This window comes from Micromonospora rifamycinica (assembly GCF_900090265.1).
Lineage (GTDB): Bacteria > Actinomycetota > Actinomycetes > Mycobacteriales > Micromonosporaceae > Micromonospora > Micromonospora rifamycinica.
The window spans coordinates 5,412,868-5,437,292 of sequence record NZ_LT607752.1 but is presented as its reverse complement, the minus strand read 5'-3'; the positions used below and the strand labels follow the sequence as shown (position 1 = coordinate 5,437,292).

The following is a 24,425-nucleotide window of genomic DNA, read 5'->3' as shown; positions in this document are numbered from 1 at the left end:
CCGCACGCTCAGGTCCGATTCCCGCGAGCCACCGCCGGTGAGCTGCGGGCATGATCGGTGGCGTGGAGTTGGACTTCGAACGGTGCTACCGCGCCGTGGACAGCCGCGACCAGCGCTTCGACGGCTGGTTCTACACCGGCGTCACCTCGACCGGGATCTACTGCCGGCCGTCCTGCCCGGCGATGACGCCGAAGCGGCCCAACGTCCGGTTCTTCCCGTCGGCGGCCGCCGCGCAGGGGGCCGGGCTGCGGGCCTGCCGCCGGTGCCGGCCGGACGCCGCACCCGGCTCACCGCTGTGGGACGTCCGGGCCGACGTGGTGGGTCGGGCCATGCGGCTGATCGCCGACGGGGTGGTCGACCGGGAGGGCGTGCCGGGGCTGGCCGCCCGGCTGGGCTACACCGAGCGGCACCTGCACCGGATGCTCCGGGCGGAGTTGGGTGCCGGGCCGTTGGCGCTGGCCCGCGCGCAACGCGCCCAGACCGCCCGGACGCTGATCGAGACCACCGGGCTGGGCCTGGCGGAGGTGGCGTTCGCGGCCGGGTTCGGCAGCGTGCGGCAGTTCAACGAGACCGTCCGCGAGGTGTACGGCACCGTGCCGTCACAGCTGCGCGCCGCCCGGGGCAGCCGGCCGACGCCGGGCGGGCCGGGCCGACAGGGCGGGCCGGGCACGATCACGCTCCGGCTGGCGTACCGGCCGCCGCTGCACGCCGCCGCGCTACTGGAGTTCCTGGGCGACCGGGCGCTGCCCGGCGTGGAGGAGGTACGCGACGGGACGTACCGCCGGGGGTTGCGGTTGCCGCACGGCCCGGCGGAGATCGCGCTGACCCCGACCACCGGGTACGTCGCGGCGACGCTGAGGCTGGCCGACCTGCGTGACCTGGCTCCGGCGGTGGCCCGCTGCCGTCGCCTGTTCGACCTGGACGCCGACCCCTCGGCGGCCGACCAGACGCTGGCCGCCGATCCGGCCCTCGCCCGGACCGTCGCCGCCGAGCCCGGCATCCGACTCCCCCGGGCGGTGGACGGTTTCGAGATGGTCCTACGTGCCGTCATCGGCCAACAGATCTCCCTCCGCGCCGCCACCACCACCCTCACCACCCTCCTCACCCACCTCCCTGCTCCTACCTCCACCCCCGACCCCACCCCCGACCCCACCCCCGGCCCCACCCCCGCCGCTGACCCCGGTGATCAAGAGGATTCGGTCACGGAGAGCGCTCCCGCACGACGCAAACCTCTTGATCACCGGGGCGAGCCGGGCGGGGCCGGCAGAGCGGGCGAGCCGGGCGGGGCGGGGGAGGCGGGGGAGGCAGGGGAGGCGAGCCGGGCGAGCCGGGCGGGCGGGGGGTTGCGGGGGTTCCCGGGGGCGGAGGAGGTGCTGGGGTTGCCGGACGCGGCGTTCGGGATGCCGGTCGCGCGGCGGGAGACGATCCGGGCGCTGGCCCGGGCGGTCGCCGCCGGTGAGCTGGACCTGGACCCGGGCGGGGACCGGGCGGAGACCGTACGACGGTTGACCGCGCTGCCCGGGATCGGCCCGTGGACGGCCGGCTACCTGGCCATGCGGGCGCTCGGCGACCCCGACGTGCTGCTCCCCACCGACCTGGCGGTACGCCGGGGCGCCGCCGCCCTCGGCCTGCCCGACTCCCCCACCCTCCTCGACACGTACGCGGACCGCTGGCGACCCTGGCGGTCGTACGCGGTGATCAGACTCTGGAGAGCGGCATGACGACCATCGACACCACCACCATCGACACCCCGACCGGCCCGCTCAGCGTGCTGGTCGACCCGGACGGCGCGGTCCGGGCCGCCGGTTTCACCGCCGCGCCGGAGAGCCTGCTGCCGCTGGTGCACCCGACCCTGCGCGGCCCGCTGCGACCGCACGCCGACCTCGGCCCGGTGACCGCCGCCGTGCACGCCTATCTCGACGGGGAGCTGACCGCGATCGACAAGGTGCCGGTGACGCAGCACAGCAGCGGGGTGTTCCTGACCCACGCCTGGGACGTGTTGCGCGACGTCGACCCCGGCGAGCCGGTCACCTACACCGCCTACGCCGCGCTGGCCGGCCGACCCGCCGCGGTCCGGGCGGCCGCCGCGGCCTGCGCCCGCAACGCCGCCGCCCTCTTCGTCCCCTGTCACCGGGTGCTGCGCACCGACGGAACCCTGGGCGGCTACCGGTACGGGCTGGCGGTGAAGGCGTGGTTGCTCGGTCACGAGCGCCGGCTGACGGCAACCTGACAACCGCATCGACGCGGATCGACGCTACCGTCGGGTAGTGCCTGCGCAGCGTGACGGCGACCCGGCCCCGAGGGCGGACGGCCGGGTCCGGCCGCTGCGCAACCTCTGGCGGCTGCGCCGCTACCTGCGCCCGTACGTCCCCGCGTACGCCCTGCTCCTGCTGGCCGCGTTTGCCGCCACCGGCGCGGGTCTCGCCGTACCGCTGGTGGTGCAGCGGGTGGTGGACGGGCCGGTCGCCCGGCACGACCCGGCCGGGCTGGTGCGGCTCGGCGGGCTGGCCCTGCTGCTCGGGCTGGTCGAGGCGGTGCTGATCTTCATCCGCCGGTGGAGCCAGTCCTCCTCCTCGGTCGGCATGGAGGCCACCATCCGCGCCGACCTCTACGCCCACCTGCAACGGCTGCCGGTCGGTTTCCACGACCGTTGGCAGTCCGGGCAGCTGCTGTCCCGGGCCACCAGCGACCTCTCGGTGCTCCGCCGGTTCCTCTCCTTCGGCCTGCTCTTCCTGGTGCTCAACCTGGTCACCTACGTCGCCGTGGTGATCCTGCTGGTCCGGTTGCACGGGCCGCTGGGCCTGCTGGTGGCGGCCAGCGCGGTGCCGCTGTTCGTGATCAGCCGCCGGTTCGGGCGGCGCTACCACGCGGCCTCCCGGCGGATGCAGGACCAGCAGGGCGACGTGGCCACCCTGGTCGAGGAGACCGCGCAGGGGTTGCGCACCGTGAAGGCCTACGGGCGGGGGCCGGAGCTGGCCGACCGGTTCGCCCGGCGGACCCGCACGCTGCACGACACCGGGGTCGGCAAGGGCGTCCTCCAGTCGCGCGCCTCGGCACTGTTCGACCTGGTGCCCAACCTGACCCTGGGCGCGGTGCTGGTCGGCGGGGCGACGCTGGTCGCCCGGGACGCGCTCACCATCGGCGAGCTGGTCGCCTTCGTCAGCCTCCAGCTCATGCTGATCTGGCCGGTGCAGTCGCTCGGCTGGATCATCGCCAACGGGCAGGAGGCGGCGACCGCGGCGGACCGGATCCAGGAGGTGCTGGACACCCCGCCGTCGATCGTGGACGCCCCGGACGCCGTACCGCTGGCCCGGTCGCAGGTGCGCGGGCGGCTCCGCTTCGAGCGGGTGTCCTTCGGCTACCCGGGCAGCGCCGGGCCGGTGCTGCGGGAGATCGAGCTGACCGTCGAGCCGGGCGAGACGCTGGCCCTGGTCGGGGCGACCGGCTGCGGCAAGAGCACCCTGCTCTCCCTGGTGCCCCGGCTGCACGACGTGACCGACGGCCGGATCACCCTGGACGGGCACGACCTACGGGCGGTACGCCTGGACTCGCTGCGCCGGCTGGTCGGGGTGGCCTTCGAGGAGCCCACCCTGTTCTCCATGTCGGTGTGGGAGAACCTCACCCTGGGCCGGCCGGATGCCGACGCCGACGAGGTCCGGGCAGCGTTGACGCTGGCCCAGGCCGATTTCGCGTACGACCTGCCGTGGGGGTTGGCGACCCGGGTGGGCGAGCAGGGCCTGTCGCTCTCCGGCGGGCAGCGGCAGCGGCTGGCGCTGGCGCGGGCGGTGCTCGGACGACCGGCGCTGCTGGTCCTGGACGACCCGCTCTCCGCGCTGGACGTGCAGACCGAGGCGCTGGTCGAGGCGGCGCTGCGCCGGGTGCTGCGGGACACGACCGCGCTGCTGGTGGTGCACCGGCCGTCGACCGTGGCGCTGGCCGACCGGGTGGCGCTGCTCGACGGTGGTCGGATCACCGCCGTCGGCCGGCACTCCGAGCTGCTGGCCACGGTGCCGGCGTACCGGGCGGTGCTCGCCGCCGACCCGTCGGCGACGCCGGGCCTGGTGCGCTCGTGAGCCCCCACCCGCACGGGCAGCACGGCACCGCCGGAGGCGGCGACCACCCGCACCGGCAGCACGGCACCGCCGGGGGCGACGAACGGACCACCGCCGCGCTGTCCCACTGGCGGGGGCTGGCCACCGATCCGGACGCCGACCGCAGCCACGCCGAGGACGACTCGCCCGAGGCGGTGGCCCGCCTGCGTCGGCGCAGTCGGGCGCTGCTGCGGGACCTGCTCCGCCCGCACCGCCGACCGCTCGGTGTGGCGGTGGCCCTGCTGCTCGCCCAGAACACCGCCGCGATGGCCGGGCCGTACCTGGTCATGCTCGGTATCGACAGGGCGGTGCCGCCGCTGCGGGCCGGTGACCCGGGTCCGCTGGCCGCCGTCGCCGGCGCGTTCACCGTCGCGGCCGTCACCGAGTACGCCGCCCGCCGCGGCTACCTCGTCCGCTCCGCCCGGATCGGCCAGGCCGTCCTGCTCCAGCTCCGCCAGCGGGTGTACGGCCACCTGCTGACCCTCTCCGTCGGCTTCCACGAGCGCTACACCTCGGGTCGGGTGGTGTCCCGGCTCACCAGTGACGTGGACTCCATCGCCGAGCTGGTCGACGGCGGGATCGACACCCTGGTCGCCGCCGCGCTGTCGGTGCTGTCGGTCGCCGCCATCCTGCTCTGGCTGGACCTGCCGCTGGCGGCGGTGACCCTGCTGGCGTTCCCCTTCCTGTTCTGGCTGTCCCGCTGGTTCGCCCGCTCCTCGGCGCACGCCTACCGGCGCAGTCGGGAGGCGATGGCCCTGGTGATCGTCCACTTCGTGGAGTCGCTGCGCGGTATCCGGGCGGTGCAGGCGTTCCGCCGCGAGCCGCGCAACCAGCAGATCTTCGTGGCGGTCAACGACGAGTTCCGGCAGGCCAGCCTGCACGGGTTCCGGCTGATCGCCACCTACTCGCCGGGGATCAAGGTGATCGGCAACGTCACCGTGGCGTCGGTGCTCGGGTACGGCGGCTGGCGGGTGCTGGGCGGTGACACCGACGTGGGGGTGCTCGCCGCGTTCCTGCTCTACCTGCGCCGGTTCTTCGAGCCGATGCAGGAGCTGAGCCAGTTCTACAACTCCCTGCAGTCGGCGACCGCCGCCCTGGAGAAGCTGGCCGGGGTGCTCGACGAGCGGCCCGGGGTGCCCGAACCGACGTCGCCGGTGCCGTTGCCGGCCGGGCCGGGGCGGGGCGCGGTGACCTTCCGCTCGGTCTCCTTCGGCTACCGGCCGCAGACGCCGATCCTGGCCGGGCTGGACCTGGTCGTGCCGGCCGGGCAGACGGTGGCCCTGATCGGCCCGACCGGCGCGGGCAAGTCGACGGTGGCGAAGCTGCTCGCCCGTTTCCACGACCCGGACGACGGCACGATCGAGCTGGACGGCGTCGACCTGCGGGAGGTGGCCGACGCCGACCTGCGGCGCGCGGTGGTGCTGGTGACCCAGGAGAACCACCTGTTCGGCGGCTCGGTGGCGGAGAACATCCGGTTCGGCCGGCCGGACGCCACCGACGCGGCGGTGCAGGCGGCGGCGCGGGCGATCGGGGCGCACGACTTCATCGCCGCCCTGCCCGACGGGTACGACACCGAGGTGCACCGGCGCGGTGGCCGGCTCTCCGCCGGGCAACGACAGCTCGTCGCGTTCGCCCGCGCGTTCCTGGCCGACCCCCGGGTGCTGATCCTGGACGAGGCCACGTCGTCGCTCGACGTGCCGACCGAGCGGCTCGTCCAGCGGGCGTTGGCCACCGTGCTGCGGGACCGGACGGCGCTGGTGATCGCACACCGGCTCTCCACCGTGGAGACCGCCGACCGGGTGCTGGTCGTCGACTGCGGACGGATCGTCGAGGACGGCCCGCCGGCCCGGCTGGCCGCCACCGACGGCCGGTACGCCGCGCTGCACCGGCAGTGGCGCGACTCGCTGGTCTGAGGGCGCCCGGGCGGGGCGTCCGGGAGCCCCGACGGCGGTTAGACTCGGCTCTCGTCGATCGGCCGCACCCCGTCCACCTCCCGGTACACCCGGGGCGGCCGGGCAGGGCCGGTCGGATCGCCGGGCATACGGGGAGGTTGCGGCGTGCGGATTCGTGGGCGAGCGGTGCTGGCAGCGGCGTTGGCGCTGGGCACGGTGGGAACGTCGGGGGTGGCACTGGCCGTCGGTAGGCCCGCCGGCCCGGCCGTCGCCACCGGCTCGACCGGCGGGGCCTGGTCCGCCGGGTCGGTCCCGGTCGCCGCGGAGGTTCCGGCGGCGACCCGCGCCGGCACCGCCGGGCGGGCCGCGGCGTCGGCCGCCCCGCCCCCGGCGCCGGTGGTGACCCGTCCGGCGGCGCAGGTGGCGCAGGCCGCGCCCGCCTCGGTGGGCTACCTGAGCGGTCGCTACCGGGTCACCCCGGGCGAGGCCGCCCGCCGACTCGCCCTCCAGGAGTTGTCCGCGCCGCTGGCCGACACGCTCGCCGCCCGCTTCCCCGGTTCGTACGCGGGGATGTGGCTGGACCAGGCGGGCGGCGGGGTGCTCACCATCGCCGCCACCGATCCGACGCCGGTCGCCGCGGCGGTCGCCGGGCTGCCGGACGCCCGGCACGTCACCGTCGTCCCGGTCCGCCACTCGCGGCGTGACCTCGACGCGGCGGCGACCCGGCTGGCCGGCACGCTGGGCGTCACCGCCGGTCGGGACGTGCTGGTCGACGAGCGGGCCAACACGGTGCTGGTGCTCACCGGCGACGCGGTGCCGGCCGACGACGCCCGGCTGGCCGGTGCGCTCGGCTCGGCCGGGGTGCCGGTCCGGGCCCAGGCCCGCCTCGACGGCGCCACGATCCCCAAGGCGTGCGACCCGCGCTACTGCCCGCAGCCGCCGATGCGCGGCGGCATCCGGCTGGACGTACCCCGCGACGACGGCAGCGTCGGCGGCTGCACCAGCGGGTTCAACGTCCGGGCGAAGTCCGGGCGGTACTACGTGCTGACCGCCGGGCACTGCGTGGTCGGCGGCCGGCACCAGCGCGTGGACGACACCTGGCACCAGTTCCTGGGGCCGAAGGTGCCGGTGGGCGTCGAGTCGACCAACCCGGTGCTGGCCGAGAACGACTTCCCCTACGACTACTCGATCCTGCCGTACGCCGAGGGTGCGGCGACCCGGTGGGCGTACCCGAGGCGCAGCGTCGGCAGCACGCCCAGCCTGGTCAACTACTGGTGCGTGGCCGACAATCCGGCCTGCGCCGGCAAGGGTAGCCGGGACGTGCCGGTCACCGGTGTCACGCCGTACGCCTCGGTGCAGGCCGGCTGGGTGGTCTGCGCCACCGGATCGGCGTACACCCCGAAGGCCGGCGAGCAGTACGTCGACTCCGGGGCCGGGGCCGGCTACCTGCCGGGCACCCGCTGCGGCGAGGTCATCGGCAAGACCAGCGGCGGCATCGACGTGCGGGTCTGCGCCCGGCCGGGCGACAGCGGCGGCCCGCTGTTCACCGAGTCCGACGGGCGGGCGCTGGGCATCCTCAACAACGGCGACCCCGGCGAGGGCCCCTGCACCAACCCGAACGAGAAGAACACCTACGCGGCGGTCTCGGTGATCCTCGACCGGGTCAACGACCGCACCGGGCTCGACTTCCAGATCGCCACCAAGGGGCCGCTGCTCGCCCCGCCGACCACCTCCTCCCGCCGGTAGGGACGCCCACCCGACAGGACCCGTCCGACCACACCGGGTAAAGCCGGTGGGCGGGCGGTCGGTGGCTGCCTACGATCGACCGATGACTGACACGGCGAGGACGGCCCGCGCCGGTGTTCCCGAACGTCCCACCCTGGACGGCATCGAGGAGCGCTGGGCGCGTCGCTGGCAGGAGGAGGGCACGTACGCGTTCGACCGGGCGGGGGCGACCGTAGCGGGTCGCGGGGCGACCGCCGGGACGCCGGGTCGCCGGGGCCGGGGCGACGACGTGTACTCCATCGACACCCCGCCGCCGACGGTCTCCGGCGAGCTGCACATGGGGCACGTCTTCTCGTACACGCACACCGACACGGTGGCCCGGTTCCAACGGATGCGGGGCCGCAACGTGTTCTACCCGATGGGCTGGGACGACAACGGCCTGCCCACCGAACGCCGGGTGCAGAACGTCCACGGGGTGCGCTGTGACCCGTCCCTGCCGTACGACCCGGCGTGGCAGCCGCCCGACGCCCCGGTCACCGAGGCCCGCCGCCGGGAGCCGACCCCGGTCTCCCGCCGCAACTTCGTCGAGCTGTGCGAGCGGTTGACCGCCGACGACGAGCAGGTCTTCGAGGCGCTCTGGCGGCGGCTCGGGCTGTCGGTGGACTGGTCGCTGACGTACACCACGATCGGGCGGGCCGCCCGGGCCACCTCGCAGCGGATGTTCCTGCGCAACCTGGCCCGGGGCGAGGCGTACCAGGCGGAGGCGCCGACGCTCTGGGACGTCGGCTTCGGCACCGCCGTGGCGCAGGCGGAGCTGGAGGACCGGGAGCGCCCGGGGGCGTACCACCGGCTGCGGTTCGCCGGGCCGGGCGGGCGGGAGGTGCTGATCGACACCACCCGGCCTGAGCTGCTGCCGGCCTGCGTGGCGCTGGTCTGCCACCCGGACGACGAGCGGTACGCCGATCTGGTGGGCGCGACCGTGCGTACCCCCGTGTTCGGGGTCGAGGTGCCGGTGCGGGCGCATCCGCTGGCGGACCCGGGCAAGGGCACCGGCGTCGCGATGGTCTGCACGTTCGGTGACCTGACCGACGTGACCTGGTGGCGGGACCTCACCCTGGAGACCCGGGTGGTGATCGGCCGGGACGGTCGGCTGCTGGCCGAGCCACCGGCCGGCGTGCCGGCCGCACCCTACGCGGCGCTGGCCGGGCAGCCGGTCAACGCCGCCCGGCGGACCCTGGTGGAGCTGCTGCGGGAGACCGGCGACCTGGTCGGCGAGCCGCGCGAGATCACCCACCCGGTGAAGTTCTACGAGCGTGGCGACCGGCCGCTGGAGATCGTCTCGACCCGGCAGTGGTATCTGCGCAACGGCGGGCGGGACGCCGGGCTGCGGGCGGAGCTGCTGGCCCGGGGCGACGAGCTGCGCTGGGTGCCGGAGCACATGGCGCACCGCTACGCGCACTGGGTGGGTGGGCTGACCGGCGACTGGCTGGTCAGCCGGCAGCGCTTCTTCGGGGTGCCGGTGCCGGTGTGGTACCGGCTCGACGCCGTTGGCGAGCCGGACCACGCCAACCCTCTCACACCCCACGAGGCGTCGTTGCCGATCGACCCGTCCAGCGAACCGCCGCCCGGCTACGACGAGTCGCAGCGCGGCGTGCCCGGCGGTTTCGTCGGCGACCCGGACGTGCTGGACACCTGGGCCACCTCGTCGTTGACCCCGCAGATCGTCGGCGGCTGGGAGACCGACCCGGAGCTGTTCGACCGGGTCTTCCCGATGGACCTGCGTCCGCAGGGGCAGGAGATCATCCGGACCTGGCTCTTCGCCACCGTGGTCCGCGCCCACCTGGAACACGGGGTGCTGCCCTGGCGGGACGCGGTGCTCTCCGGCTGGATCCTCGACCCGGACCGCAAGAAGATGTCCAAGTCCAAGGGGAACGTGGTCACCCCGATGGCGCTGCTGGAGCAGCACGGCTCGGACGCGGTCCGCTACTGGGCGGCCAACGGTCGGCCCGGCATGGACCTGGCCTTCGACCCGGCGCAGATCCGGGTGGGCCGGCGGCTGGCCACCAAGCTGCTCAACGCGTCGAAGTTCGCGCTCGGGCTGGGCGCCGCCGACGCGCTGCGCGCCCCCGCCACCGCCCCACTGGACACCGCCATGCTCGCCGAACTCTCCACCGTGGTCACCGCCGCCACCACCGCCTTCGACGGGTACGACCACACCGCCGCGTTGCAGGCCACCGAGGCGTTCTTCTGGCGGTTCTGCGACGACTACATCGAGTTGGTGAAGGAACGCGCCTACGGGACCGGGCCGGGGGCCGACTCGGCCCGTGCGGCGCTGGCCACCGCCCTGTCGGTGCAGCTACGGCTCTTCGCCCCGGTGCTGCCGTACGTGACCGAGGAGGTCTGGTCGTGGTGGCGGTACGGCTCGGTGCACCGGGCCACCTGGCCCACCACCTACGAGGTGGACCGGGCGATCACCGGCACCGGTGACCCGGCCCTGCTCCGGCTGGCCGGGGACGCCCTGGCCCAGGTCCGGCGGGCCAAGTCCGACCGCAAGCTGTCGATGCGGGCGGAGATCCCGCTGGCCGAGGCGCTGGGGCCGGCCGCCCTGCTCGACCAGCTCACCCTGATCGCCGACGACGTGCGCGCCGCCGGCCGGATCACCACCCTCGACCTGCTCCCCGACCGCACCCCCGAACTCGTCATCGCCAGCGCCTTCTGACCGTCGGCGGCCACCCGCCGACGTCGGGGTGGCGGTGCCCGTGCGGACACCGCCACCCCGACGGGTCGGTCAGCTGGTTTCGCCGGCGATGCTGAAGGAGCGGAGCCGGTCGATCGCCAGCACGGTGAAGCCGACGCTCACCAGGGCGGTCAGCACCAGCGCGACCGGCACCGACACGGTGGTCGACAGCAGCGCGGTGGGGGCCATCCGGTCGGCCAGGGCGATCACCCACTGCTGGATCGACAGCACCCTGGTGCCGCTGACGAAGTTGCCCAGCAGCCCCTCCCAGATCAGCACGTAGACCAGGCCGAGCAGCACCGGCCGCCGGGTGACCAGGCTGAGCGCCAGGAACAGCGCCGAGTAGGCCAGCGCGCCGACCGCCGAGGCGACGACGAGGGCCAGACCGAGGCGTACCGAGTCGGCCAGCACGCCCGCGACGTAGAGCGGCACGGCGACGGTGACCGCGCTGACCCCGGCGGCCACCGCGAGCTTCGGCAGCACGATCTGCCAGCGTGGCAGCGGCTTGGTCAGGATGTGCACCACCGTGCCGTCGTCGATCTCCGCGCCCAGCACGCCGGTGCCGACGATGAGCGCCACCACCGGCAGCACCACGGCCAGGCCGAGGCCGACCAGCACCGGCGGCGCCCACTCGCCCGGGTCCACCCCGAGCGACCGGCAGAGGACGGCGAGCAGCACCAGCACCGCCGGCAGCGGCAGCAGCATGAGGAACCGGCGACGGCCGAAGAGTCCGCGCGCGGTGATCCAGGAAACGGTCGACATCAGGCCTCCACCAGGTAGGAGAAGACGCTCTCCAGGGACTCGTCCTCGGGGGTCAACTGCCGGACCCGGATCTGCCGGGCGAGCGCGATCCTGGGCAGCGCCCGGGTGAACGCGCCGTAGTCGCCGGCGCGTACGGTCAGGCCGGTCTTGTCCAGCTCGACGCCGGCGACCGACGGGTCGGCCATCAGCGCCACGGCCAGCGCCCGGTCGTCGGTGGAGCGGACCGCGAAGACGTGCGGCCGGTTGGTCATCAGCCGGCGGATGGTCCGGAAGTCGCCGGAGGCGGCCAGCCGGCCCGCCACCATCACCTGCACCGTGCCGGAGACCTGCTCGACCTCCTCCAGGATGTGCGAGCTGAACAAGATCGTCCGCCCGGCGTCACCGAGGGAGTGCAGCAGGCCCATCATGTGCAGCCGCTGGCGCGGGTCCATCCCGTTGAACGGCTCGTCGAGCAGCAGCACCTGCGGGTCGTGCACCAGCGCGGCGGCCACCCGGGTGCGCTGCCGCATCCCCTTGGAGTAGGTGCCGATCCGGCGGTCCTGCGCGTCGGTCATCTCGACCAGCTCGATCGCCCGGCGGGTCGCGGCCTCCGGATCGGTCAGCCGGTGCAGCTTGGCGCTGGCCAGCACGAACTCCTTGGCGGTGAGGAAGGAGTGCACCGCCTCGCGCTCGCTGACCAGCCCGAGCCGGCGGTAGACGGCCGGGTTGCGCCAGGTGGACTCGCCGTCGAGGGTGAGCGTGCCCCGGGAGGGGGCGAGGAAGCCGGCCATCATGTGCAGCAGGGTGGTCTTACCCGCGCCGTTCGGGCCGAGCAGGCCGGTCACCCCGGGGCCGAGCCGCATGGTGACGTCGTTGACCGCCACCACGTTGCCGTACCAGCGGGAGACCCCGGCGAGATCCAGGGTGCTGGTGGTGACCGCCGGCCGGGCGTCGGTGTCGAGTGTGGTCATCGGGCGGCCACCTTCCGGTATCGCAGCAGCAGCAGGGCGGTGCAGGCGGAGACCAGCAGCACGGCGACGATCGCGTAGACCGGGCCGAAGCTCCCGATCGGGATTCCGCCGCCCTGGTCGGCGGGCACCAGCAGGTCGCCGAGCGCCCAGGTGCCCACTCCACCGACCAGTGTCGACGGCGAGGCGAGGAAGGCCAGCTCGTTGACCGCGCGGGACGGCAGGATCGACAGCACGCCGACGACCGGGGTGGTCATCAGGAAGACCGCCACGATCCCCCCGGCGGCGAACGCCCGCTTGCCGGTGAGCGAGGCGATCAACAGGCCGATCGAGGCGAAGACCACCGCCCACAGCCCGGCGTAGAGCAACCCGGGCAGCAGGTCCAGCAGCTCGTTCCAGGTGCCGCGCAGGCCGTCGGGGGTGGTGAACGCCGCCCCCAGGAACATCACCAGCTGCGGCCCGCCCAGCAGCAGCCAGATCGCGCTGATCAGGGAGAGCAGCTTGGCCAGCGCGTAGTCGTCGCGCGGCAGCGGCCGGGAGAAGTACAGCGGGAGCACGCCGCTGCGCAGGTCCCGGGAGACCAGCTCGGGGGCGGCCACCGCGACGAAGAAGATGACCAGCCAGCTCATCGAGTCGGCGAACTGGGCGTACGTCATCACCACCTGGCCGAGCTGGCTGCGCACGGCGGTGACGCCGGCGGCCACCACGGTCACGATGCCGACCACCAGCCAGGGGAAGATCTTCGCCTTGGCGCTGCGGCCCAACCCGAAGACGGTCCGCAGGCCGTGCAGGTAGAGCGCGCCGAAGACGTGCCGGCGGCCCAGCCTCGGGCCGGTGTAGCGCTGGTAGCCGATGTCGTGGATGACGCCGGTCGGCTCAGGCATTGCTGGGCTCCCTCGGGGCGAAGAGTTCGGCCACCCGGTGCCGGCGCTGGTCCAGCCGGTGCAGCGGCAGGTCCAGCTCGGCGACCGCGCCGAGGATCAGGTCGTAGGTGCGCTCGTCGACGAGCGGGACGAGCAGCATCCGGCCGTCCCGGGTCACCGGCAGGTCGAGCGCGGCGAGCCGGCCGGCCAACTCGTCGGTGCCCTCGCTGACCTCGACGGCGAGCACGTCGGTGGCCGAGGTCATCGCGTCGATCCGGTCGGCGCGCAGCAGCCGGCCGCCGTCGATGGCGATCAGGGTGTCGCAGATCCGCTCCACCTCGCCCAGCAGGTGCGAGCAGACCAGGACGGAGATGCCGAACTCGGTGCCGATCCGGTGGACCAGGGCCAGCATGGCGTCCCGGCCGGCGGGGTCGAGCCCGTTGGTGGGCTCGTCGAGCAGCAGCAGGTCCGGATCGTGCACCAGCGCCTGGGCGAGCTTGACCCGCTGCTTCATCCCGGTGGAGTAGCCGCCCACCGGCCGGTACCGCTCCTCGTAGAGGCCGACGTGGCGCAGCGTCTCGGAGGCGCGCTCGCGGGCCACCGTCCGGGGCAGCCCGCTCATCTGCCCGAGGTGGGTGACGAGTTCGGCGGCGGAGAGGTCGGGCGGGAGCGCCTCGTGTTCGGGCATGTAGCCGACCCGGGCGCGGACCGCCGCCGGGTCGGTGGTGGGGTCGAGGTCGAGCACGGAGACCCGTCCGCTGGTCGGCGGGAGCAGGCCCAGCAGGATCTTTATCAGGGTCGACTTGCCGGCGCCGTTCGCGCCGACCAGTCCGATGATCCCCGGCTCGACCGCGACGGTGAGGTCGGCCAACGCGGTGACCCGGCCTCCGTACGTCTTGGTCAGCGACTCGGTCGCGATCAGTGTCACGCCCGCCAGCCTAGGGAGCCGCCACCCTGGGGGGCATCCGGAATCGCCCGGGGACATCCCTGAGGTCGGCGGTGGGACGCGGGCCCGCAGGTCCCGCGTCCCACCGGGTTCAGCCCCGGGCGATGACCTCGTGCTTGGCCAGGGCCTCGGTCCGCTGGCCGATGAGGGTACGCAGCCGGGCCGCGTCGGCGTCGACGGTGGCGTCGTCCGCCCCCTCGACGCCCTTGAGCACCGTGCTGATGGCGGTGAGCGACCCGGCCGCCTTCCCGCTGCCGTACACCTGCTGGTACAGCTCCCGGTAGGCGTCCTCGTAGGTCCCCGTGAAGGCGGCACTGGCGAGGAAGCGCTCCTTGAGCTGGTGACCCGTCATCATCCCGCCGCGCGGACCATCCCCGTTCTCCGTGTCCCGGGCGTCCGGCCCCGCCGGCTGTCCGGCCTGGCCTGCGGGCCGACCGGGCTGCTGACCGGTCCCGCCCGGTGCTGCCTGGCCCGCGCCGTCGGGACCGGCCGCGCCGGGGACGCCCCGGCCCGTGCCCAACCCGCCGCTGTCGTGCGGGCCCTGGCTGGCGTTGCCGCTGAAGGTCAGGTTGTGGTCCCAGCTGATCACGCTGAACTTCTTCGTCCCCAGGTCGTACCAGAGGTAGTAGTTCTTGCCCGGGCCGGCCATGTCGTCGAAGTTGAGCAGCAGGTTCTGCAACGCGACGTACCGGGCGAAGGACGCCACGTCGACTTTGTCGGCGAGGTGCGCGGCGAACTCCTCGTCGCTGGCCGACGTCACCCACCGGATCAGGTTGATCACCGGTTGCAGGTCCTGACTGCCCTTCATGGTGATCTGCTTGAAGTCGTCGGCGTACTCGGTCGGGTCGTCGCCCTGGTCGGTGAAGCTGCCGCTGGCCAGCGACTTGTAGAGCACCCCGGTGCCGTCCATCTGATCGGCGAAGTGCTCGTCCGGGTGCTCGACCAGCAGCCGGGCGGTGGTGGGCCGGTCGTTGACGCTGAACGAGGAGTACGCGTACCGCTGCGCGGCCTCACCCGTGGCGTCGAGCAGCGACAGCGACAGGGCCTCGTTGAGCACCGTCGAACCGCCGCCCATGCCGCCCACCCGGACGGCCACCTCCCGGTGCCCCTGGTAGCGCCGGCCGTCGACGAACTCGTCGAAGCTGAGCAGCCACGGCAACGTCTCCGGCTCCTCGGCCTTCAACCCCGTCCGGGTCATCCCACCGGGGAACTGACCGCCGCCGGCCTGCTGACCACCACCCGCCTGCTGACCACCACCCGCCTGCTGACCGCCGCCGGCCTGCTCGCCCGCTCCGGGCTGCTGAGCGCCGGGAGCAGCGCCGTCCGGCATCCCGCCGCCGGGGAACCTGGCGCCCTGCGGCGGCCCGCCGTCGGGTCGCCCGCCCGGGAACCCGCCGCCCGGTCGCGCCCCACCGCCGTCCTCACCCCGGCCCCCGGAGGGCCGCGTCTCACCCTTCCAACTGAGCTGGCCGAGCGTCGAGTTGCCCTTGAGTCGGATGCCCACGCTGGGGATCGTGGTCCCGTCGACGGTCAGGTCGGCCTCGACGTACCCCTTCTCGCCCTCCTTCCAGTAGACGTCGAGCATCCGCTCGTAGTCCGCGTTCCGGAACGTCAGCGAGATCTCGTGCGCGCGACCGGCGTCGAAGAGGTCGACGGTGCCGGGGATGTCCACGCTCACCACGTCGCCCCCGGAGTCCCCGGTGCTGGTCACGTAGGGGCGGATCCGTTCCGTCCCCAGCACCAGGGTCAGCACGGCGAGGAAGGCCGCGCAGGTGGTGAGCAGCTTCCAGTTCTGCCGCACCCGGACCGGCAGCCGACGACGCAGCCGGGGCGGCAGCACCGACCGGGTACGCAGGGAGCGCGCCATCACAGGTCCGTCTGGTCGTAGCCGGTCAGCACCGTCACCCGTTGGCCCGAGGTCCGCTCGCTGAGCGCGCTGATCAGGTCGCCCGGCTCGCCGCCCTTCTTCAACCGGACCGTGTACGTCATCTCGGTGAGCGCACCGGCCCGGATCGTCTCCATGCTGACCAGTTCGAACTCGGTGGTGTACCGGACCAGCACGTCCTGGATGTCAGCGGTGTGGTTGCCGCCGGCCGGGACCTGGACCTTGACGACCTGCCGCTGCACGTTGAGCGCGAACCAGTTGAACCGGTACATCACCACGATGATCAGGCTGATCGCCACGGCGGCGGCGACGGCCAGGCTGTAGAACCGGGTGCCGCAGGCCATCCCGACGCCCATCACCAGGAAGATGAAGCCGACGTCGCGGGTCTCCTTGATGGCGTTGCGGAACCGCACCACCGACAGCGCGCCGACCAGGGCGAAGGCCCGCGCGATGTTGGAGCCCACCACCAGCATGATCAGCGAGATCAGCATGCCCAGGATGATCAGCGTCTGGACGTACGACTGGCTGTACGACACGTTGCGGTGGGTGGCCCGGTAGACCCAGCCGATCATAGCGCTGAGCAGAAAGGACAACGACAGCGTGAGGGCGATGTCGCCCGTGCTGAAGGTGCCGGACAGGTCCTGGAACGTGATGTCCATCGGGGTTCAGGCCTCGTTTCTCGGGGTGGGGGCCACCAGGTCGGCGGCGGGATCGGCATCCTGGACGTGGAAGATCGAGCGCGGCACGCGACCGAACGCCTCGACGCTCTGGCAGTACTTGGAGACCCGCACCACCGACAGCTCGGCCCGGCCGGCCAGGTCGGTGAGCCAGTACGGAACCCGTTCGTTCGCCTTGACCTCGACGATCGACTTCGAGGCCGGAATGATCAGGCGGTTCTCGGCGTCCGCGCCGAGGTGGAAGTCGCGGTCCCGGCCGCGTACCCGGTGGTCGAGGGTGACCCGCAGGCCCAGGTCGGCCGCCTGGCCGACGAACGCCTCACGCTGGTAGCCGGTCATCGCCACCGGACGCAGGTCGAGGCCGGAGACGAGTCCCAGCACCTCCTCGACGAAACCGCGCTGGGAGGGATCGTGTCCGATCATGACGCGCTCGTCGCAGAGTTGGCGGGCCACCCGGTAGGGCACGGCGATCCGGCGCTTCTGGGTGACCCGGTTGACCCGCTGCTTGATCTCGACGTGCACGGTCCCGTCGTCGGTCACGCCGGAGCGGTCGCCGTAGTGGCGTACCCGCAGCTTGCGACGGAACTTCAGTCCTTCGATCTTCTCCCAGTAGAAACGCAGGTCGGTGGTGTCGTAGTAGACGCTCCAGACGCCGTAGCCACCGTCACCGCCGTGCGCGTCGGGCGTCATCCGGGCGGCGAGTGCGGCCCGCAACGCCGGCACCTTCGTCGTCTCGACCAGGTACTTGATCTCGTACCGGTTGAACGCGTGCAGTTTGCTCGGTGCCCGGAGGGCGTGGCCGGCGTGGTCGGTGTCGCCGGGAGGGGGCGACGACTCGCGATGCCCTCCGGCGGAGGGTTCGGCGACGGTGGACGGATCGGATCCGGGGGTCCGGCGGGGGAATCGTGGTCGCATGCGGTGGGTGCTCTCTGGTCGCGGAAGGGTCGCCGGCAGCTAAGGTGACCGGACCGGAAAGTCGATGTGAACGACCTATGAACGAGCTATGGATCGTGGATGTCCGACGGCGGTAAGGCTTTCGTAACGCCGCCGGCCGGTGCCCGGCCGCCGTGGTCCGGCGAGACTGGGCCGCATGTCCCGTCGTCTGTTCCGTGCCCCGCTGACCTGGGTCGCCGTCGCCGTCCTCGGTGTCGGCGCCGCCTTCGGCCTCTACTGGTTCCAGCCCTGGAAGGTGGTCACCGACAACCGGGTCGACGAACAGCTCTCCGCGGTGGACGCCGCCCCGACCGGTGGCACGCCCACCGGCACCGCGCCCGCCGGTGTCACGCCCACCGGCACCGTGCCGCCCGTCCCGGGGGAACCGACCCCCGCCGGCAGCCCCACCACCGGCCGGCCGGTGGTGGTCAGCCGGGGGGCGTTCGTCAGCCACAAGCACGACACCTCGGGCGATGCCCGGATCGTCCGGACCACCGACGGCCGGCACCGGTTGGAGCTGGTCGGGCTGGACACCTCCAACGGCCCCGATCTGAAGGTCTGGCTGACCGACCGGCCGGTGCACACCAGCCGGGCCGGCTGGGGCGTCTTCGACGACGGTCGCCGGGTGGAGTTGGGCCGGCTCAAGGGCAACCGGGGCGACCAGGCGTACGCCATTCCGGCCGGCACCGACCTCACCGGGCTGACCAGCGTCACGATCTGGTGTGCACGGTTCGCCGTCTCGTTCGGGGCCGCGCCCCTGGTCGCGGGCGGCTGACCAGCCCTGTCGGGCGACCGGCACACCAACCGTTGATCCACTTCCGGGCCGGGGGGTGGAGTGGCGCTCTCGACCGATCGCCGGCCGGCTGAGAAACTGTGAGCCGGCCGGCGAGTGAGGGGTACGGATGAGCAACGGTTCAGTGCTGCCCGAGGACGTGCTACGGGATGCTCCCGCGTACGCGCCACGCCCCGGTGAGCTGGCCGATCTGGAGTTGCTGCTGAGTGGGGCGTACACCCCGCTGGCCGGCTTCATGACCCGCGCCGACCTGGTGTCGTTGCAGCGGCGTGGCCGGTTGGACGACGGCACGTCCTGGCCGGTGCCGGTGACCCTCCAGGTGCCCACCCCGGTCGCCGACGGGCTGGACCCGGCCGATCCGGGCCGCCGGACGCTGGTGCTCACCGACGGCGAGGGTGCCCCGGTGGCCGCGCTGGAGGTGACCGACGTCTGGCCCGTCCGCGACGGCGTGGCCGGGTTGGGTGGCCCGGTCCGCCGGCTCGGTGACGGCGGGCACGGCCCGTTCCAGCGGCTCCGGCGCGGCCCGGAGGAGGTACGCCCGCTGCTGCCCCCGGGCCGGGTGCTCGGGGTGATCGCCGACCGGCCGCTGCACCGGCCGCAGCTCGCCCAGATCGCGCACGCGGCCCGTACCCTCGGCGCACACCTGCTGGTGATGATCCCGGTCGGTGAGGACGGCGCGGGCGGGCTGCCCACCGAGGCCCTGGTCCGCAGCGTCTTCGCCGCCCGGGACCGGATGCCCCCGGCGACCCTGGTCGCGGTGCCGCTGCCGCGCCGTACCGACGAGATCAGCGACGCCCTGCTGCGGGCCCGGATCTCCGCCGCCTACGGGGTCACCCACCTGCTGTCCACCGGCGGGATGCTCTCCGGGGCCGGGCTGCGGGTGCTGGTCCCCCGCGAGCTGGCCTACGACAGCCGGGACGGCCAGTGGCGCTGGCGGGACGACATCCCGCCGCGCAACCGCAAGCTGGCGCTCAGCGAGGCGGAGATCGACGACCTGCTCGACCGGGGGTTCCCGCTGCCCGAGTGGCACACCCCGCCGGCGGTGGCCAAGGAACTCGCCCGGGCCCGCCCGCCGCGCCGGCACCGGGGGCTGGTGGTCTTCCTGACCGGGCTCTCCGGTTCCGGCAAGTCGACCATCGCCCGGGGCCTGGCCGACCTGCTCCGCGAGCAGGGCGAGCGGACGATCACCCTGCTCGACGGCGACGTGGTGCGCCGGGAACTGTCGGCCGGATTGACCTTCAGCCGGGCCGACCGGGACGCCAACGTCCGGCGGATCGGCTGGGTGGCGGCCGAGATCGCCCGGCACCGGGGGGTGGGCATCTGCTGCCCGATCGCCCCGTACGCCCAGGCGCGGGCCGCCGTCCGGGAGATGGCCCGGTCGGCCGGGGCGGGCTTCCTGCTGGTGCACGTGGCCACCCCGCTGGAGGTCTGCGAGCAGCGCGACCGCAAGGGCCTGTACGCCCGTGCCCGCGCCGGCCTGCTCACCGGGATGACCGGGATCGACGACCCGTACGAGGCCCCGACCGATGCCGACCTGGTGGTCGACACCACCGACCAGAGCATCGAGGAGGCGGTGCAGGCGGTGCTGAACCACCTCACCGAGACCGGGTGGGTGGAGCCGCGCCTGCCGTCCGCCTGATCCCGGGGTTTCCACTTCCACCGTTGCCTGCTGCGCGCTAGTGTTCAATCTTGTTGGAACACGTTCGAGCGCGTGCAGGTGCGGGGACCGGGGAGGTGCGGCGGATGCTGGCGCGGCAGCGGCAGGCCACCATCCTCGACCGGGTCCGGGCCGCCGGTGGCGTACGGGTCACCGAGCTGGCCGCCGAGTTCGGTGTCTCCGACATGACCATCCGGCGTGACCTGGACACCCTGCACGAGCAGGGGCTGCTGGCCAAGGTGCACGGCGGCGCCACCGCCACCGGCTCGACCGACGAGCCGGGCTTCCACGCCAAGTCCGTCCGGCAGTCCGCCGAGAAGGCCGCCATCGCCGGCCACGCCGCCGGCCTGGTCCGCCCGGGTGCCGCGATCGCCCTCTCCGCCGGCACCACCACCGCCGAGCTGGCCCGCCGCCTGGTCGACGTGCCGGGGCTGACCGTGGTGACCAACTCGCTGCCGGTGGCCGAGATCCTGCACACCGCCGGCCGCCCCGACCAGACCGTGGTGCTGACCGGCGGGGTACGCACCCCGTCCGACGCGCTCGTCGGGCCGCTGGCCGTCGAGGCCATCCGCTCGCTCCACCTGGACCTGCTCTTCCTCGGCGTCCACGGGATCACCGAGCGGGCCGGCTTCACCACCCCCAACCTGATGGAGGCGGAGACCGACCGGGCCCTGGTGGAGGCCGCCGACCGGCTGGTCGTCCTCGCCGACCACACCAAGTGGGGCACCGTGGGCATCTCCTCCATCGTCGGCCTGGGCGCCGCCGACGTGCTGGTCAGCGACGACCGGCTGGCCCCGCAAGCGCGCCAGGTGATCGACGAGAAGGTGGGCGAGTTGGTGATCGTGACAGGCACGGGCCGGGCGGCCGGGCAGGAGACGACGCGGTGAAGCGTACGGCGATCGAGCTGGCCGACGGCCGCGAGCTGATCTACTTCGACGAGCGGGACGACGCCGTCCGGGACCAACCGGACCAGCGGGAACTCCCCCCGCCCCCACCGGCCTCCCAGCTCCGGTACGACCCGCTCACCGACGAGTGGGTGGCGGTGGCGGTGCACCGGCAGACCAGGACCTTCCTCCCCCCGGCCGACCAGTGCCCGCTGTGCCCGTCCCGCGGCGACCGGCACAGCGAGATCCCCGCGCCCGACTACGACGTGGCGGTCTTCGAGAACCGGTTCCCCGCGCTGAGCCAACGGATCGCCGACGAACCGGCCGAGATCACCGGGTTCACCCCGGTCCGCCCCGGTCAGGGCCGCTGCGAGGTGGTCTGCTTCACCGACGACCACCAGGCCTCCTTCGCCAGCCTCTCCCCCCGGCGGGTCCGGCTGGTCCTGGACGCGCTGGCCGACCGGACCGAGGCCGTCGGCGCGCTGCCCGGCGTGGAACAGGTGTTCTGCTTCGAGAACCGGGGGGTGGAGATCGGGGTCACCCTGCACCACCCGCACGGCCAGATCTACGCGTACCCGTTCGTCACGCCACGCACCCGGTCACTGCTGGCGGCGGCACGCCGGCACGCTGACCGTACCGGCGGGGGCAACCTCTACGCCGACGTGCTCGCCACCGAACGGGCCACCGGCGACCGGGTGGTCGCGGCCAACGACCACTGGACGGCGTTCGTCCCGGCGGCGGCCCGCTGGCCGTTCGAGGTGCACGTCGCACCGCACCGGCCGGTGCCGGACATCCCGGCGCTCGACGACGCCGAACGGGACGCCTTCGGCCCGCTCTACCTGGACGTGCTGCGCCGCTTCGACGGGCTGTTCGACCTGCCGATGCCGTACATCTCGGCCTGGCACCAGGCACCGGTACGGATCGACCGGGGACTGGGCCACCTGCACCTGCAGTTGTTCACCGTGCGCCGGGCCAGGGACAAGCTCAAGTACCTGGCCGGCTCCGAGTCGGGGATGGGTGTGTTCATCAACGACATCGCCCCCGAGCGGGCCGCCGAACTCCTACGCGCCGGCTGACCCCCGGATCCTTGGCAGCGACGCCTCGGACCCCGGGGGTGGTACGACGGAACCCGCCGGCGGACTGCCGGCGGGTTCCGTGGATGCGGGCGAGGGTCAGGCGCCGAGCTTGCGCGCCAGGTTCTCGTCGAGGGTGTTCATGAACTCGTCGGTGGTCTGCCACGGGGCGTCCCGCGAGATGAGCAGCGCGAGGTCCTTGGTCATCTTGCCGCTCTCGACGGTGTCGACGATGACCTGCTCCAGGGTGTCGGCGAACTCGGTGACCGCCGGGGTGCCGTCCAGCTTGCCCCGGTGGGCCAGGCCCCGGGTCCAGGCGTAGATCGACGCGATCGGGTTGGTCGAGGTCTTCTCGCCCTTCTGGTACTGCCGGTAGTGCCGGGTGACCGTGCCGTGCGCGGCCTCCGCCTCGACGGTACGGCCGTCCGGGGAGAGCAGCACGGAGGTCATCAGGCCGAGCGAGCCGAAGCCCTGCGCGACGGTGTCGGACTGCACGTCGCCGTCGTAGTTCTTGCAGGCCCAGACGTAGCCGCCCTCCCACTTGAGCGCGGCGGCGACCATGTCGTCGATGAGCCGGTGCTCGTAGGTGATGCCGGCGGCGGCGAACTCGCTGGCGAACTCGGTCTCGAACACCTCGGCGAAGAGATCCTTGAACCGGCCGTCGTACGCCTTGAGGATGGTGTTCTTGGTGGACAGGTAGACCGGGTAGCCCCGGTCCAGGCCGTACCGGAACGAGGCGCGGGCGAAGTCCCGGATCGACTCGTCGTAGTTGTACATGCCCATGGCGATGCCGCCGCCCGGGAAGTTGGCGACCTCCAGCTCCATCGGGGCGCCGCCGTCGGCCGGGGTGTAGCTGATGGTGACGGTGCCTGGCCCGGGGACCACGAAGTCGGTGGCCTTGTACTGGTCACCGTGGGCGTGCCGGCCGATGATGATCGGCTTGGTCCAGCCGGGGACCAGCCGCGGCACGTTGGACATGATGATCGGCTCGCGGAAGACGACGCCGCCGAGGATGTTGCGGATGGTGCCGTTCGGCGACCGCCACATCTTCTTGAGGCCGAACTCCTCCACCCGGGCCTCGTCCGGGGTGATGGTCGCGCACTTGACGCCGACGCCGTGCTCGGCGATGGCGTTCGCGGCGTCGATGGTCACCTGGTCGTCGGTGGCGTCCCGGTGCTGGATCGACAGGTCGTAGTAGTGCAGGTCGACGTCGAGGTAGGGCAGGATCAACTGCTCCCGGATCTGCTTCCAGATGATCCGGGTCATCTCGTCGCCGTCGAGCTCCACGACCGGGTTGTTTACCTTGATCTTCGCCATCGGCCGGCGCTCCTCTCGGGGGACACGTGCTCTAGCAGTACGAGCGTACTGGAAACCGGTTCGCGACACCGAGCCGGCCTCGACCCGGCAGCCCCGGACGGCCGGAACCACCGCCCGGGCCACGGCGGACCCTGGCACCATCACCGGATGCCACTGAGCCGCATCCTCGGGTCTATCACGGTCACCGCCCTCACCGACGGTGAGGGACCATTCTTCCAGCCCCGGGCAGAGGCATTCCCCGGGGCGACCGCCGCACACTGGCACGAGGCGGACCGGCGCGAACCCGGCTCGGTCACCGCCGACGGCGGGTGGTGGCTGCCGTTCCGCGCCTTTGCCCTGCGCGTCGGGGACGGGCCGGTCACCCTGGTCGACGCCGGTATCGGACCGGCCGGCTCCCCCGCCGCGAGCTGGGCACCGGTCCCCGGCCGGTTGCCGGCCGAACTGGCCGCCGCCGGCATCGACCCGGCGGACGTGCACACCGTGGTCCTCACCCACCTGCACAGCGACCACATCGGCTGGGCGGTCACCGGCACCCCGGGCCGCCCCTACTTCCGCAACGCCGCCTACCTGCTCCAGCGATCCGAGCTGGCCGCCGTGGAGAGCATCAACCCCGGGCTGCCGGCCGGGCTGATCGCCCCGTTACGCGCCACCGGCCAGCTCCGCCTGGTCGACGGCGACACCGCCCTCACCCCCGGGGTACGACTGCTGCCCACCCCCGGGCACACCCCGGGCCACCAGTCCGTGCTGCTCGACACCGGCGACGAGCGGGTGCTGTTCACCGGCGACCTGCTGGTGCACGTGGTGCAGCTGGTCGACCCGGACCTGGCGTACGCCCACGAGGCGGACCCGGCGACCGCCCGCCACTCGCGCACCACCCTGCTCGACCAGCTCGCCGGCACCCCCACCCTCCTGGCCACCCCCCACCTCACCCACCCCTTCACCCCCCACCCGCTCCCCACTCCCCCGTCGTCCACCCCTCGTTCTCCCCGCCCGCCCCCACGCCGCCCCGACGCTGATCAGCACCGCCCCGCCCCGAAGCGCCCCGCCCCACTGATCGCGCCTCGCCCCACTGATCGCGCCTCGCCCCGGGTGATCGCGCCCCGCCCCCGGTGATCGCGCCCCGCCCCGGGTGATCAAGAGGTTCAGGTCACGCCAGGCCGATCTCCTGACCTGAACCTCTTGATCACCGCCGTCAGCGCCCCGGTTCCGGCGGTGATCAAGAAGTTTTGGTCGCGTCAGGGCG

Annotated in this window: 18 protein-coding genes and 1 pseudogene; 11 read left to right on the top strand and 8 right to left on the bottom strand. The window is 73.4% G+C overall.

Going from position 1 to position 24,425, the window contains the following annotated elements:
* Positions 1–62 precede the first annotated feature (62 nt).
* The 6 genes from GA0070623_RS22865 to valS all read left to right on the top strand — a co-directional run bounded on the left by GA0070623_RS22865 (position 63) and on the right by valS (position 10,427).
* Positions 63–1,721, top strand: a complete 1,659-nt coding sequence (locus GA0070623_RS22865) for a DNA-3-methyladenine glycosylase 2 family protein (protein WP_067313714.1) — start codon at positions 63–65, stop codon at positions 1,719–1,721.
* Complete coding sequence (locus GA0070623_RS22860; protein WP_067313694.1) at positions 1,718–2,230, top strand: methylated-DNA--[protein]-cysteine S-methyltransferase; 513 nt, start codon at positions 1,718–1,720, stop codon at positions 2,228–2,230. The genes GA0070623_RS22865 and GA0070623_RS22860 overlap by 4 nt, the downstream gene beginning before the upstream one ends.
* Before the next feature lie 37 nt (positions 2,231–2,267).
* Positions 2,268–4,073: an ABC transporter ATP-binding protein gene (locus GA0070623_RS22855; RefSeq protein ID WP_067313692.1), complete on the top strand. Its 1,806-nt coding sequence runs from the start codon at positions 2,268–2,270 to the stop codon at positions 4,071–4,073.
* Positions 4,070–6,004 (top strand): ABC transporter ATP-binding protein, encoded by a 1,935-nt coding sequence (locus GA0070623_RS22850; RefSeq protein WP_407937946.1) that lies wholly within the window; start codon positions 4,070–4,072, stop codon positions 6,002–6,004. The genes GA0070623_RS22855 and GA0070623_RS22850 overlap by 4 nt, the downstream gene beginning before the upstream one ends.
* A gap of 144 nt (positions 6,005–6,148) precedes the next feature.
* Positions 6,149–7,729 (top strand): trypsin-like peptidase domain-containing protein, encoded by a 1,581-nt coding sequence (locus GA0070623_RS22845; RefSeq protein ID WP_157746990.1) that lies wholly within the window; start codon positions 6,149–6,151, stop codon positions 7,727–7,729.
* Between the two features lie 82 nt (positions 7,730–7,811).
* The gene (gene valS, locus GA0070623_RS22840; protein WP_067312762.1) at positions 7,812–10,427 is read left to right on the top strand and encodes a valine--tRNA ligase; all 2,616 of its coding nucleotides are present in this window, start codon (positions 7,812–7,814) and stop codon (positions 10,425–10,427) included.
* Between the two features lie 69 nt (positions 10,428–10,496).
* Here the strand turns inward: valS and GA0070623_RS22835 are convergent, their stop codons facing one another.
* From GA0070623_RS22835 to GA0070623_RS22805, 7 genes and pseudogenes are all read right to left on the bottom strand, one after another.
* A complete protein-coding gene (locus tag GA0070623_RS22835; protein WP_067312765.1) occupies positions 10,497–11,207 on the bottom strand; it encodes an ABC transporter permease in 711 nt (236 codons plus the stop codon).
* Entirely contained in the window at positions 11,207–12,157 is a 951-nt protein-coding gene (locus GA0070623_RS22830) for an ABC transporter ATP-binding protein (RefSeq protein WP_067312767.1), read from the bottom strand. The genes GA0070623_RS22835 and GA0070623_RS22830 overlap by 1 nt, the downstream gene beginning before the upstream one ends.
* Positions 12,154–13,038, bottom strand: a complete 885-nt coding sequence (locus tag GA0070623_RS22825) for an ABC transporter permease (protein WP_067312769.1) — start codon at positions 13,036–13,038, stop codon at positions 12,154–12,156. Before GA0070623_RS22825 ends, GA0070623_RS22830 begins: the two co-directional genes overlap by 4 nt.
* Positions 13,031–13,852: pseudogene (locus GA0070623_RS22820) on the bottom strand (ABC transporter ATP-binding protein); the annotation flags it as partial. The pseudogene GA0070623_RS22820 and the gene GA0070623_RS22825, both read right to left, overlap by 8 nt.
* 202 nt (positions 13,853–14,054) lie before the next feature.
* Positions 14,055–15,830 (bottom strand): CotH kinase family protein, encoded by a 1,776-nt coding sequence (locus tag GA0070623_RS31475; RefSeq protein WP_067312774.1) that lies wholly within the window; start codon positions 15,828–15,830, stop codon positions 14,055–14,057.
* Positions 15,830–16,507 carry a DUF4956 domain-containing protein gene (locus GA0070623_RS22810; protein WP_067312776.1) on the bottom strand — a complete coding sequence of 226 codons (678 nt, stop codon included), beginning with the start codon at positions 16,505–16,507 and terminating at the stop codon, positions 15,830–15,832. The genes GA0070623_RS31475 and GA0070623_RS22810 overlap by 1 nt, the downstream gene beginning before the upstream one ends.
* Before the next feature lie 6 nt (positions 16,508–16,513).
* Positions 16,514–17,440 carry a polyphosphate polymerase domain-containing protein gene (locus tag GA0070623_RS22805; RefSeq protein ID WP_067312778.1) on the bottom strand — a complete coding sequence of 309 codons (927 nt, stop codon included), beginning with the start codon at positions 17,438–17,440 and terminating at the stop codon, positions 16,514–16,516.
* Between the two features lie 175 nt (positions 17,441–17,615).
* On the opposite strand from GA0070623_RS22805, the gene GA0070623_RS22800 reads away from it, so the two are divergent.
* The 4 genes from GA0070623_RS22800 (at position 17,616) to galT (ending at position 21,868) form a co-directional block, all read left to right on the top strand.
* Positions 17,616–18,233 carry a DM13 domain-containing protein gene (locus GA0070623_RS22800; protein WP_067312781.1) on the top strand — a complete coding sequence of 206 codons (618 nt, stop codon included), beginning with the start codon at positions 17,616–17,618 and terminating at the stop codon, positions 18,231–18,233.
* Positions 18,234–18,360: 127 nt separating this feature from the next.
* Positions 18,361–19,890: an adenylyl-sulfate kinase gene (cysC, locus tag GA0070623_RS22795; RefSeq protein WP_067312783.1), complete on the top strand. Its 1,530-nt coding sequence runs from the start codon at positions 18,361–18,363 to the stop codon at positions 19,888–19,890.
* Between the two features lie 104 nt (positions 19,891–19,994).
* Positions 19,995–20,795, top strand: coding sequence for a DeoR/GlpR family DNA-binding transcription regulator (locus GA0070623_RS22790; protein ID WP_067312790.1), 801 nt, complete (start codon positions 19,995–19,997; stop codon positions 20,793–20,795).
* The gene (gene galT, locus GA0070623_RS22785) at positions 20,792–21,868 is read left to right on the top strand and encodes a galactose-1-phosphate uridylyltransferase (RefSeq protein WP_067312785.1); all 1,077 of its coding nucleotides are present in this window, start codon (positions 20,792–20,794) and stop codon (positions 21,866–21,868) included. Before GA0070623_RS22790 ends, galT begins: the two co-directional genes overlap by 4 nt.
* Before the next feature lie 96 nt (positions 21,869–21,964).
* Here galT and GA0070623_RS22780 read toward each other — a convergent pair whose 3' ends face one another.
* The gene (locus tag GA0070623_RS22780) at positions 21,965–23,182 is read right to left on the bottom strand and encodes an NADP-dependent isocitrate dehydrogenase (RefSeq protein WP_067312788.1); all 1,218 of its coding nucleotides are present in this window, start codon (positions 23,180–23,182) and stop codon (positions 21,965–21,967) included.
* Positions 23,183–23,329: 147 nt separating this feature from the next.
* On the opposite strand from GA0070623_RS22780, the gene GA0070623_RS22775 reads away from it, so the two are divergent.
* On the top strand, positions 23,330–24,295 hold the full coding sequence (locus GA0070623_RS22775) for an MBL fold metallo-hydrolase (RefSeq protein ID WP_084261496.1): 966 nt from the start codon (positions 23,330–23,332) through the stop codon (positions 24,293–24,295).
* The last annotated feature ends 130 nt before the right edge of the window (positions 24,296–24,425 follow it).

Bases quoted from the DNA above. Each gene is read 5' to 3' on its own strand.
- GA0070623_RS22775 (WP_084261496.1), top strand. From the start codon at position 23,330: ATGCCACTGAGCCGCATCCTCGGGTCTATCACGGTCACCGCCCTCACC.
- GA0070623_RS22810 (WP_067312776.1), bottom strand. From the start codon at position 16,507: ATGGACATCACGTTCCAGGACCTGTCCGGCACCTTCAGCACGGGCGAC.
- valS (WP_067312762.1), top strand. From the start codon at position 7,812: ATGACTGACACGGCGAGGACGGCCCGCGCCGGTGTTCCCGAACGTCCC.
- GA0070623_RS22800 (WP_067312781.1), top strand. From the start codon at position 17,616: ATGTCCCGTCGTCTGTTCCGTGCCCCGCTGACCTGGGTCGCCGTCGCC.
- cysC (WP_067312783.1), top strand. From the start codon at position 18,361: ATGAGCAACGGTTCAGTGCTGCCCGAGGACGTGCTACGGGATGCTCCC.
- GA0070623_RS31475 (WP_067312774.1), bottom strand. From the start codon at position 15,830: ATGGCGCGCTCCCTGCGTACCCGGTCGGTGCTGCCGCCCCGGCTGCGT.
- GA0070623_RS22830 (WP_067312767.1), bottom strand. From the start codon at position 12,157: ATGACCACACTCGACACCGACGCCCGGCCGGCGGTCACCACCAGCACC.
- GA0070623_RS22860 (WP_067313694.1), top strand. From the start codon at position 1,718: ATGACGACCATCGACACCACCACCATCGACACCCCGACCGGCCCGCTC.
- GA0070623_RS22790 (WP_067312790.1), top strand. From the start codon at position 19,995: ATGCTGGCGCGGCAGCGGCAGGCCACCATCCTCGACCGGGTCCGGGCC.
- GA0070623_RS22835 (WP_067312765.1), bottom strand. From the start codon at position 11,207: ATGTCGACCGTTTCCTGGATCACCGCGCGCGGACTCTTCGGCCGTCGC.
- GA0070623_RS22780 (WP_067312788.1), bottom strand. From the start codon at position 23,182: ATGGCGAAGATCAAGGTAAACAACCCGGTCGTGGAGCTCGACGGCGAC.
- GA0070623_RS22805 (WP_067312778.1), bottom strand. From the start codon at position 17,440: ATGCGACCACGATTCCCCCGCCGGACCCCCGGATCCGATCCGTCCACC.
- GA0070623_RS22825 (WP_067312769.1), bottom strand. From the start codon at position 13,038: ATGCCTGAGCCGACCGGCGTCATCCACGACATCGGCTACCAGCGCTAC.